1 protein-coding gene is annotated in these 246 nt (G+C 67.1%); it reads left to right on the top strand.

Going from position 1 to position 246, the window contains the following annotated elements:
* Positions 1 to 246: ATP-binding protein (locus JMJ55_RS30685; RefSeq protein ID WP_202829379.1), on the top strand; the 246-nt coding region annotated here is incomplete at both ends.

The raw sequence follows: 246 nt of genomic DNA, 5'->3' as shown, positions 1-246 counted from the left end.
ACCACCACGGTCACCACCGACCCCGGCGCGCCCCACGTCGTGGTGACCGTGGCCGACAACGGAAGCGGAATCGAGCCGCAACTGCTACCACACCTGTTCGAACGCTTCGTGCGCGCCGACAAGTCCCGCTCGCATGACGGCGGCAGCTTCGGGCTCGGCCTGTCGATCACCGCGTCCATCGTGGAGGCTCACGCGGGGTCGATCACCGCCGAATCTTCCCCTGCAGTAACCACGTTCACCATCCGG

Origin of the sequence: Belnapia mucosa (assembly GCF_016775475.1) — a bacterium.
GTDB lineage: Bacteria > Pseudomonadota > Alphaproteobacteria > Acetobacterales > Acetobacteraceae > Belnapia > Belnapia mucosa.
This window is presented reverse-complemented; position numbering and strand designations above follow the sequence as displayed.